Source organism: Kocuria sp. SM24M-10, assembly GCF_001027955.1.
In the GTDB taxonomy this organism is placed as follows: Bacteria; Actinomycetota; Actinomycetes; order Actinomycetales; family Micrococcaceae; genus Kocuria; species Kocuria oceani.
In genome coordinates, this window is sequence record NZ_LDNX01000042.1 from 1 (window position 1) to 10,884 (window position 10,884).

A 10,884-nucleotide genomic window follows, 5' to 3' on the forward strand; every position below is an offset into this window, starting at 1 on the left:
CCCGGTGTTGGGGCGGGCCCCGGTCCTCGCCTATCCTGGACGAGGATTTCCGTACCCGACCAGAGGACTCATTCATGGCGCGCATCGGCGAGACCGCGGATCTGCTCAAGTGCTCCTTCTGCGGCAAGAGCCAGAAGCAGGTCCGCAAGCTCATCGCGGGCCCACGCGTCTACATCTGCGACGAGTGCATCGAGCTGTGCAACGAGATCATCGAGGAGGAGCTGAGCGAGGTCAAGGACCTCGAGCAGCAGGAGCTGCCCACGCCCCACGAGATCTACCAGCACCTGCACCAGTACGTCATCGGGCAGGAGACGGCCAAGCGGGCGCTGTCCGTGGCGGTGTACAACCACTACAAGCGGGTCCGGGCCGGGGAGAACGGCAAGCCCCTGTCCCTGGCCACCGCGGCCGGTGACGAGGACGTGGAGATCGCCAAGTCCAACATCCTGCTCGTCGGGCCCACCGGCTCCGGCAAGACCTACCTGGCGCAGTCGCTGGCCCGCCGGCTCGACGTCCCCTTCGCCGTCGCCGACGCCACGTCCCTCACCGAGGCGGGCTACGTGGGCGAGGACGTGGAGAACATCCTCCTCAAGCTCATCCAGGCCGCGGACTACGACGTCAAGCGGGCCGAGACGGGCATCATCTACATCGACGAGATCGACAAGATCTCCCGCAAGTCCGAGAACCCCTCCATCACCCGCGACGTCTCCGGGGAGGGCGTGCAGCAGGCACTGCTGAAGATCCTCGAGGGCACCGTGGCCTCGGTGCCGCCGCAGGGCGGGCGCAAGCACCCCCAGCAGGAGTTCATCCAGATCGACACCACGAACGTGCTGTTCATCGTGGCCGGCGCCTTTGCCGGCCTGGAGGACATCGTGGACTCCCGCGCCGGGCACACCAGCATCGGCTTCGGCGCCGCGCTGCGGGAGAGCGGCCCGCGGCGGGACCTGATGGCCGACGTCATGCCCGAGGACCTGCTGAAGTTCGGCCTGATCCCCGAGCTCATCGGCCGGCTGCCCGTGGTCACCACCCTGCGGGAGCTCACCGTCGCCGACCTCACCCGGATCCTCACCGAGCCGCGCAATGCCCTGGTGAAGCAGTACCGGAAGATGTTCCAGCTCGACGGCGTCGAGCTGACCTTCGACCCGGACGCGCTGGAGGCCGTCGCCGAGCTGGCGATCCAGCGCGGCACCGGTGCCCGCGGGCTGCGCGCCATCCTCGAGGACGTCCTGCAGCCCGTGATGTTCGAGCTGCCCAGCCGCGAGGACATCGCCGCCGTGCTCGTCACCGCCGAGGCCGTGGCCAAGCGGGCCGAGCCGGAGGTCATCACCCACGAGATGATCCGTGAGGAGCAGAACCGGAACAAAACCGCCTGATCCGTGGCTTGTACTCCGTGAGGCGCCCGCCGGTCCCGGCGGGCGCACCCGCGAGGAGAGGAAGCTGATGACGGACAAGGTCGATTTCTGGTTCGATCCCCTGTGCCCCTGGGCCTGGATGACCTCCCGCTGGATGGAGGAGGTGGAGTCCCGCCGCGACGTGGAGGTCACGTGGCGGATCATCTCGCTCGGCATCCTCAACGAGGAGAACCCGGACAACCACCACCACGGCCACGAGGAGTCGATGTGGCTGGTGCGCGTGGTCGAGGCCGCGGCGGACGCCCACGGCGACGAGCAGCGCAAGAAGCTCTACGACGCGATGGGCACCCGCCGCCACCCCGGCGGCATGGAGGACCTGGAGCAGATCATCACCGAGTCGCTCGCGGAGGTCGGGCTGCCCGCCGAGCTCGCGGCGGCCAAGGACTCCGCGGAGTTCGACGGGGCGCTGCGGGCCTCCACGGAGGCCGCGCGGGCGGTCGCCGGGCAGGACATCGGCACCCCCTGCATCGCGGTCAACGGCACCGGGTTCTTCGGTCCCGTGTTCACCCCCGCCCCGAAGGGCGAGGAGGCCGCGAGGATCTGGGACGGCTCCCTGGCGCTGGCCTCCTACCCGGGGTTCTACGAGCTCAAGCGCGGGCGGGAGCAGGGCCCCGTCTTCTCCTGAGCCTCCGCCACGCCCCGGGCACCGGGGAGCGGCGCCGCGCCGGACCCGGCACGGAGGAAGCCCCCATGGACTGCCATGGGGGCTTCCTCCGTGGCCGGGGCGTCTACCGAGCCGGCTCCTCGGCGGGGGCCAGCTCCACGTCGCGCACGCTGAGGCCCGCGTCCCCGGCCACGAGCGAGAGCTGCGCGGCGTTGCCGGCGGCCCGGAGGTCGTCCAGGCCGGCCTCGAGCCGGGCCACGTCCTCGGCGGCGGCGCCGATGGTCGCCGAGCGCACGGCGGTGCGCTGCTTGACCTTGGCCTCGGACTTCGCCTTGCGCAGTCCGGACAGCGCCTCGCCCAGGGTGGTGAGGATCTCCGGGTCGGCCCCGTCCACGGCCGCGGCGAAGGCGTCGGCCGCCGGCCACGCGGCCCGGTGCACGGACCCGGTGCGCCACCAGGACCACACCTCCTCCGTGGCGAAGGGCAGCACCGGGGCGAACAGCCGCAGCAGGGCGTCGAGGGTGGTGGCGAGCGCGGCGTGCACGGACGCCTGCGCGGCCTCGCCGCGGGCCCCGTAGGCCCGGTCCTTGACGAGCTCGACGTAGTCGTCGGTGAACGTCCAGAAGAACTGCTCGGTGAGCTGCAGCGCCCGGGCGTACTCGTAGTCGGCGAAGGCCTGGGTGGCGCGCTCCACCACGGTGCGCAGCTGCGCGAGCAGCGCCCGGTCCAGGGGCTCGGTCAGCACGTCGGCGGACGCCCCGGCGCCGAGCACGGACGCCTCCGTGACGCCCTGGGCGAGGACGAACTTCGAGGCGTTGAGCAGCTTGATCGCCAGCCGGCGGCCGATCTTCATCTGCCCCTCGTCGTAGGCGGTGTCCGCGCCCAGGCGGGCCGAGGCGGCCCAGTAGCGCACCGCGTCGGCGCCGTAGTTCTCGAGCACCTCCGTGGGGACGACCACGTTGCCCTTGGACTTGGACATCTTCTTGCGGTCCGGGTCGAGGATCCACCCGGAGAGCGCGGTGTTGGTCCAGGGCACCGTGCCGGCCAGCGACTCCGAGCGCACGACCGTGGAGAACAGCCAGGTGCGGATGATGTCGTGGCCCTGCGGCCGCAGGTCCATCGGGAACGTGTTGGCGTGCAGCTGCTCGTCGAACGCCCAGCCGGTGGCGATCTGGGGGGTCAGCGAGGACGTCGCCCAGGTGTCGAGCACGTCCGGGTCGCCGGTGAAGCCGTGCGGCTGGTCCCGCTGGGACTCGTCGAAGCCGGGAGCCGGCTCGGCGGCCGGGTCCACCGGCAGCTGGTCGTGGGCGGGCAGGACGGGAGCGTCGTAGTCCGGGTTGCCGTCGCCGTCGAGGCGGTACCAGACCGGGAACGGGACCCCGAAGAAGCGCTGGCGGGAGATCAGCCAGTCGCCGTTGAGCCCCTCGATCCAGTTCTCGTACCGGGAGCGCATGAACGAGGGGTGCCAGTCCATCTCCCGGCCCCGCGCCAGCAGCGCCTCGCGGCGCTCGGCGTCGCGGCCGCCGTTGCGGATGTACCACTGGCGGGAGGTGACGACCTCCAGGGGCTTGTCGCCCTTCTCGTAGAAGTTCACCGGGTGCACGACCTTCTGCGGCTCGCCCGCCAGGTCCCCGGACTCGTGGAGCATCTCCACGACGGCCTGCTGGGCGGAGAACACCGTCCGGCCGGCCACCCGGGCGTAGTGCTCGGCCGGGGACCCGGCGGCGATCCACTCCGGGGTCTCGTTCGCGAAGCGGCCGTCACGGCCGACCAGCGCGCGGGTCGGCAGCTCCAGCTCCCGCCACCACGTGACGTCGGTGAGGTCGCCGAAGGTGCAGATCATCGCGATCCCGGAGCCCTTGTCCGGCTTGGCCAGGGGGTGCGCCCGGACCTCGACCTCGACGTCGAACAGCGGAGAGCGCACCGTGGTGCCGAACAGCGGCTGGTAGCGCTCGTCGTCGGGGTGGGCCACGAGGGCCACGCACGCGGGCAGCAGCTCGGGGCGGGTCGTCTCGATGTGGACGGTCCCGCCGTCGGGCCGGTGGAAGGCCACCCGGTGGTAGAAGCCCTCCCGCTCCCGGTCCTCCAGCTCGGCCTGGGCCACGGCGGTGCGGAAGGTGACGTCCCACAGGGTGGGGGCCTCGGCGAGATAGGCGTGGCCCGCGGCCAGGTCCTCGAGGAAGGCGCGCTGGGAGACCGCCCGGGAGCGGGCGTCGATCGTGCGGTAGGTGCGGGTCCAGTCCACGGACAGGCCCAGGGTGGAGAAGAGGTGCTCGAAGACCTTCTCGTCCTCGACCGCCAGCTCCTCGCAGAGCTCGATGAAGTTCCGGCGGGAGACCACGTCCCAGTCGCGCTGGTTCTTCGCGGGCTTCTCCGGCGGGCGGTACCCCTCCACGTAGGGCCGGGCGGGGTCGCAGCGCACGCCGTAGTAGTTCTGCACCCGCCGCTCGGTGGGCAGGCCGTTGTCGTCCCAGCCCAGCGGGTAGAAGACGTTCTTGCCGCTCATCCGCTGGTAGCGGGCGATCACGTCGGTCTGCGTGTAGGAGAACATGTGGCCGACGTGGAGGGAGCCGGAGGCGGTCGGCGGGGGAGTGTCGATCGAGTAGACCTGCTCGCGGGTCGTGTCCTCGTCGAACGCGAAGGTGCCCTCCTCGCGCCACTTCCGCGAGTACGTCTGCTCCAGTCCCTCCAGCGCGGGCTTGTCGGGAACGGTCACGGTCGTCGGTGCGGGCGTGTCTGTGCCCTGCGTGTTGTCAGCCATGCGGACCAGTCTCTCATGAGGCCCGGCCCGGTCCGGGGGAGCCCCGGCCTCGGCACCGGCCCGCGCGTGGGTTAAGCTGGGGGCAGTCATCACGGCGTCGATCCGGCCATCACCGGGGAGCCTTCGGAAGAACAGGTCCCGCCCGCCGCGGGAGGGACCCCAGTAGAACCGAACGGGTAAGCCCGTCACAGCAGTCAACGAGCGGCGGCCCGCCTCCGCCCCGGGGATGCTCCCGGGGAAGCGGACCGCAAGCGAGGTGGTACCGCGTTCCGTCCCGGGCGACCGGCCGGCAGCGTCCTTGCTCCCTGACCCGCACGAGCAGCACCGACGTCAGAACGAGGATGGACCCCGTGTCAGACCAGCCCGTCTACCCCAAGGCGACCACCGACCCCGCCGCCCGCGGCGTGCCCGCGGCGCCCGCGTTCCCGGCCGTCGAGGAGCGGGTCCTCGCCTACTGGGCGCAGGACCGCACCTTCCAGGCCAGCGTGGACCAGCGCGATCCCGGCCGGGACGGCTCCAACGAGTTCGTCTTCTACGACGGCCCTCCCTTCGCCAACGGCCTGCCCCACTACGGCCACCTGCTCACCGGCTACGTCAAGGACCTCGTGGCCCGCTACCAGACCCAGCAGGGCCGCCGGGTGGAGCGCCGCTTCGGCTGGGACACCCACGGGCTGCCCGCCGAGCTGGAGGCCATGAAGCAGCTGGGCATGGCCGACAAGGAGGAGATCGAGCGGATGGGCGTCGCGGCGTTCAACGACGCCTGCCGGTCCTCCGTGATGAAGTACGCCTCCGAGTGGCAGGACTACGTGACCCGCCAGGCGCGCTGGGTGGACTTCGACAACGACTACAAGACCCTCAACCCCGAGTACATGGAGTCCGTGATCGCGGCGTTCAAGGCGCTCGACGACAAGGGCCTCGTCTACTCCGGCTACCGCGTGCTGCCCTACTGCTGGAAGGACGAGACGCCGCTGTCCAACCACGAGCTGCGGATGGACGACGACGTCTACCAGGACCGCCAGGACCAGACCGTCACCGTCACCTTCCCCGTGCTCGACGACGCCTCCTGGGCGGTCCGGCCCGAACTGGCCGCCGAGCTGGCCGGGGTGGAGGCCCTCGCCTGGACCACCACGCCGTGGACGCTGCCGACCAACCAGGCGATCGCCGTGGGCCCGGAGATCGTCTACGCGGTGGTCCCCGGGGCCGGGGAGCTCGCGGGCCGCCGCTTCCTGATCGCCGAGGAGCTGCTGGGCGCCTACGCCAAGGACCTGGGCTGGGGCGAGGAGGAGGACCCCGCGGCCGCGGCGGCGGCCGCCGTGACCGCCCGCCACCGCGGGGCGGACCTCGAGGGGCTGCGCTACCGGCGGCTGTGGGACTACTACGCCGACGCCGAGCGCTTCGGCACGGGCACGTCCTGGCAGTTCGTCGTGGCCGACTACGTCACCACGACCGACGGCACGGGGCTCGTCCACCAGGCCCCGGCCTACGGCGAGGACGACCAGAACGTCTGCGCGCGCTACGACATCCCCGTGGTGCTCTCCCTCGACGAGTCCGGCGTCTTCCACCGCACCTTCGCCGACGAGCGGCTCGCCCCGGGCGCGCCGCTGGCCGGGATCGCCGGGCGCAACGTCTTCGACAAGGACGTGGCCCGCACGGTGATCCGCGACCTCAGGGCCCAGGGCCGGCTGGTGCGCCAGGCCACCTACGAGCACCCCTACCCGCACTGCTGGCGCTGCCGGAACCCGCTGATCTACCGGGCCGTGTCCTCCTGGTTCGTGGAGGTCACCCGCATCAAGGACCGGATGGTCGAGCTCAACCAGCAGATCAACTGGATCCCGGACAACGTCAAGGACGGCCAGTTCGGCAAGTGGCTGGAGAACGCCCGCGACTGGTCGATCTCCCGCAACCGGTACTGGGGCTCGCCCATCCCGGTCTGGGAGTCCGACGACCCCGAGCACCCGCGCCGCGACGTCTACGGCTCCCTGGCCGAGATGGAGGCCGACTTCGGCCGGGTGCCCCGCAACGACCGCGGCGAGGTGGACCTGCACCGGCCGTGGATCGACGAGCTGACCCGGCCCAATCCGGACGACCCCACGGGCCGCTCCACGATGCGCCGCGTGCCCGAGGTCCTGGACGTCTGGTTCGACTCCGGCTCCATGCCCTACGCCCAGGTGCACTACCCGATGGAGAACCGGGAGTGGTTCGAGACCCACAACCCCGGCGACTTCATCGTGGAGTACATCGGCCAGACCCGCGGCTGGTTCTACACCCTGCACATCCTGGCCACGGCGCTGTTCGACCGGCCCGCGTTCCGCAACGTCATCAGCCACGGCATCGTGCTGGGCTCCGACGGGCAGAAGATGTCCAAGTCCCTGCGCAACTACCCGGACGTCAACGAGGTCCTGGACCGGGACGGCGCCGACGCCATGCGCTGGTTCCTGATGTCCAGCCCGATCCTGCGCGGCGGGAACCTGGTGGTCACGGAGCAGGGCATCCGCGACGGCGTGCGGCAGATGATGCTGCCGCTGTGGAACGTCTACCACTTCTTCGGCCTCTACACGAACGCCGCGAACGGCGGCGCCGGGTACGAGGCGCGCACCCGCCACGAGTCCGGCAACGTCATGGACCGCTTCGTGCTCGCGGCCACCGGCCGGCTCGTCACCGACGTCAAGGACGCCTTCGACCGCTACGACGTCTCCGGTGCCGCCGAGCACCTGCGCGCCTACATGGACACCCTCACCAACTGGTACGTGCGCCGCTCCCGGGACCGCTTCTTCGACGAGGACACCGTCGCCTTCGACGTCCTGTACACCTGCCTGGAGACCGTCTGCCGCGTGGCCGCCCCGCTGCTGCCCCTGGTCACGGAGGAGATCTGGCGCGGGCTCACGGCCGGGCGCTCCGTGCACCTGACCGACTGGCCGGACGCGTCGCTGTTCCCGGCGGAGACCGCCCTGGTGCAGCGGATGGAGACCACCCGCGGCATCTGCTCGGCCGGCTCCGCCCTGCGCAAGGCCCACAGGCTGCGCGTGCGCCAGCCGCTGGCCGGGATGACCGTCGTCGTCCCCGGCGGCGACGCGCTCGCGGGCACCTTCGAGCACATCGTCGCCGACGAGCTCAACCTGAAGTCGGTGACCCTGCTCGACGCGGCGGAGGCCTCCGCGGAGCAGTTCGGCATCTCCCAGCAGCTGAAGGTCAACGCCCGCGCGGCGGGCCCGCGCCTGGGCAAGGGCGTGCAGACGGTGATCCGCGCGACCAAGGCCGGGGACTGGTCCACCGCCGAGGACGGCACCGTGACCGCCGGCGGGGTCGTGCTGCACGAGGGCGAGTACGAGCTGGAGACGGTCGTGGCCGCGGACGCCGCGGCCGGCTCCCGCGCCGTGACCGTGCTGCCCGGCGGCGGCTTCCTGGTCCTGGACACCGAGCTCACCCCCGAGCTCGAGGCCGAGGGCACCGCCCGGGACATGGTGCGGGCCATCCAGCAGGCCCGCAAGGACGCCGACCTGCGGGTCTCCGACCGGATCCGCGCCGTGGTCACCGCCGACGAGCGCACGGTCGCCGCCCTGGAGGCCCACCGGGGCCTCGTGGCCGGCGAGACGCTGGCCGCCGAGCTCGAGCTGCGGGTGGGCGAGCCCTCCGTGGACGTCGCCGTGCTCGGCGCGTCCAGCCCGGCCACCACCGGCGCCGGGACGGTGCAGGCATGAGCGCCCCGTTCGCGGAGGCCGGGGACGCGTCGACCGTCGAGGAGGTCTACGCCCGGCTGCTGGAGCGCGCCCCCGAGAACCGGATGGCCCCGCGCCTGGACGCCGTGCGCCGGGCCATGGAGGTGCTCGGCGAGCCCCAGCGCGCCGCCCCGGTCATCCACCTGACCGGCACCAACGGCAAGACCTCGACCGCCCGGATGATCGAGGCCCTGCTGCTGGCCCACGACCTGCGCGTGGGCCGCTACACGAGCCCGCACCTGGCCCGGGTCACCGAGCGGATCAGCGTGGACGGGGAGCCCGTCGACGACGGGACGTTCGTGCGGGTCTACGGCGAGATCGCCCCGTACCTGGGGTTCGTCGACGCCGAGCTGGCCGAGCGCGGCGAGCCCCGGCTCAGCTACTTCGAGACGGTCACCGCGCTCGCGTTCGCCGTGTTCGCCGACGCGCCGGTCGACGTGGTGGTGCTCGAGGTCGGCATCGGCGGCTCCTGGGACGCCACGAACGTGGCCGACGCCGTGGTCTCCGTGGTCACCCCGATCGACCTGGACCACACCGACATGCTCGGCGACACGGTGGCGGAGATCGCCGCGGAGAAGGCCGGGATCCTCAAGCCCCACGGGTTCCTGGTCTCCGCCCCGCAGGTCCCCGAGGCCGCCGAGGTGCTCCTGGCCCGGGCCCGCGAGCTGGGGGTCCCGTTCCGCTTCGGCGGCGTCGAGTTCGGCGTGGAGTCCCGCGCCACGGCCGTCGGCGGGCAGGTGCTCTCCCTGCAGGGCCTGGCCGGGCGCTACCCCGAGGTGCTGCTGCCGCTGTTCGGCGTCCACCAGGCGGAGAACGCGGCGACCGCGGTGGCGGCCGTGGAGGCGTTCCTGGGCGGCGGCGACAAGGAGCTCAACCCCGAGCTGGTGCGCGCCGGTCTGGGCGCCGTGGAGTCCCCGGGGCGCCTCGAGCTGGCCCGAAAGGCCCCGCCGGTGCTCCTCGACGCGGCGCACAACCCGCACGGGCTCACCGCCGCGGCCGCCGCCCTCAAGGAGGCCTTCACCTTCGGCAAGCTCAACCTGGTGGTGGGCGTGCTGCACGAGAAGGACGCCGAGACGATGCTGCGGGTGCTGCTGGACGAGTACGAGGAGTTCCACACGGAGTTCTGGTTCACCCGCTCCTCCTCGCCGCGGGCCGTCGACCCGCAGGAGCTCGCGGAGCTGGCCGTGGACCTCGGCTTCCCGGAGGACGTGGTGCACGCCGTGGGCACGCTCGACGACGCCGTGGCCGAGGCGGTCCAGGACGCGGCCGGCCGCCCGGAGTTCGACGGCGCGGTGCTCGTCACCGGCTCGATCACGGTGGTCGGCGAGGCCCGGACCCTGCTGGGCCTGTGACCGCGCACCGCGCCCCGCACCCGGCGGCCCCGCCGCCGGCCCATCCGCAGGCCCTTCCACCGGCCCATCCGCAGGAGAGGAACCGTTCCCCGTGGCACGCATGACCAAGGCCCAGCGCGAGTGGCGTCCCGGGCAGCCCCGCCCCCGCCGCTCGATCCGCACGATGTTCGCCTCCTCCGTGCTGGTCATGGAGGCGTTCATCGCCTTCTTCGCCGCCCTGACCGCCTACGGGATCCTCGGCCGGGACACGGGGGACAGCACGCGCACGGCGATCTTCGCGGGCGGCTGCGTCCTCGCCGTCGTCCTGCTGCTGGCCCCCGCCGTGCTGGGCCGCCCCTGGGGGTACACCCTGGGCTGGGTCCTGCAGGTCGTGCTCATCGCCACGGGCTTCGTGCTCCCCGCCATGTTCGTGGTGGGCGTGCTGTCCGCCCTGGCGTGGTGGTACGCGGTGCGCACCGGGGCGCGGCTGGACCGGGAGAACGCCGCCCGCGACGCGGCCCAGGCGCAGTGGGAGCGCGAGCACCCGGACGGATAGGCTGGGCACCGACATCCCAGACCCGTCCTCCGGAAGGATCCTCATGACCACGGAACGCACCCTCGTCCTCGTCAAGCCCGACGGGGTGGCCCGCGGCCTCACCGGCCAGGTCCTCGCCCGGATCGAGGCCAAGGGCTACCGGCTGGCCGACCTGCGGCTGCTGCACGCGGAGCGCGCCGTGCTCGAGGAGCACTACGCGGAGCACCGGGGCAAGCCCTTCTTCGAGCCGCTGGTGGAGTTCATGCTCAGCGGGCCCGTGGTCGCCGCCGTCGTCGAGGGCGACCGGGTGATCGAGGGCTTCCGCTCGCTGGCCGGGACCACCGAGCCGACCACCGCCGCGCCGGGCACCATCCGCGGCGACCTCGGTCGGGACTGGGGCCTGAAGGTCCAGCAGAACATCGTGCACGGCTCGGACTCCCCGGAGTCCGCCGAGCGCGAGATCGGCATCTGGTTCGCCTGAGCGCCGGGTGCGACGACGGCGGCCCGCCTCCCAGCAGGGAGGCGGGC

Annotated in this window: 7 protein-coding genes; 6 read left to right on the forward strand and 1 reads right to left on the reverse strand. The window is 72.3% G+C overall.

The genetic code is table 11. The features are described from left to right. Window positions 1-74: 74 nt before the first annotated feature. Both clpX and ABL57_RS04530 read left to right on the forward strand, forming a co-directional pair. Entirely contained in the window at window positions 75-1,370 is a 1,296-nt protein-coding gene (gene clpX, locus ABL57_RS04525) for an ATP-dependent Clp protease ATP-binding subunit ClpX (protein ID WP_047802259.1), read from the forward strand. A gap of 67 nt (window positions 1,371-1,437) precedes the next feature. Continuing rightward, window positions 1,438-2,034: a DsbA family protein gene (locus tag ABL57_RS04530; protein ID WP_047802260.1), complete on the forward strand. Its 597-nt coding sequence runs from the start codon at window positions 1,438-1,440 to the stop codon at window positions 2,032-2,034. 103 nt (window positions 2,035-2,137) lie between these two features. Here the strand turns inward: ABL57_RS04530 and valS are convergent, their stop codons facing one another. After that, window positions 2,138-4,774 carry a valine--tRNA ligase gene (gene valS, locus ABL57_RS04535; protein WP_047802261.1) on the reverse strand — a complete coding sequence of 879 codons (2,637 nt, stop codon included), beginning with the start codon at window positions 4,772-4,774 and terminating at the stop codon, window positions 2,138-2,140. 341 nt (window positions 4,775-5,115) lie between these two features. Here valS and ileS point away from each other — a divergent pair, with 341 nt between their 5' ends. The 4 genes from ileS (at window position 5,116) to ndk (ending at window position 10,837) form a co-directional block, all read left to right on the forward strand. Beyond that, window positions 5,116-8,472, forward strand: a complete 3,357-nt coding sequence (gene ileS / locus ABL57_RS04540) for an isoleucine--tRNA ligase (protein WP_047802262.1) — start codon at window positions 5,116-5,118, stop codon at window positions 8,470-8,472. Then, window positions 8,469-9,842, forward strand: a complete 1,374-nt coding sequence (locus ABL57_RS04545; protein ID WP_047802263.1) for a folylpolyglutamate synthase/dihydrofolate synthase family protein — start codon at window positions 8,469-8,471, stop codon at window positions 9,840-9,842. The genes ileS and ABL57_RS04545 overlap by 4 nt, the downstream gene beginning before the upstream one ends. Before the next feature lie 91 nt (window positions 9,843-9,933). Further along, window positions 9,934-10,377, forward strand: a complete 444-nt coding sequence (locus ABL57_RS04550; RefSeq protein WP_047802264.1) for a DUF4233 domain-containing protein — start codon at window positions 9,934-9,936, stop codon at window positions 10,375-10,377. A gap of 43 nt (window positions 10,378-10,420) precedes the next feature. Next, a complete protein-coding gene (gene ndk / locus ABL57_RS04555; RefSeq protein ID WP_047802265.1) occupies window positions 10,421-10,837 on the forward strand; it encodes a nucleoside-diphosphate kinase in 417 nt (138 codons plus the stop codon). Window positions 10,838-10,884 lie beyond the last annotated feature (47 nt).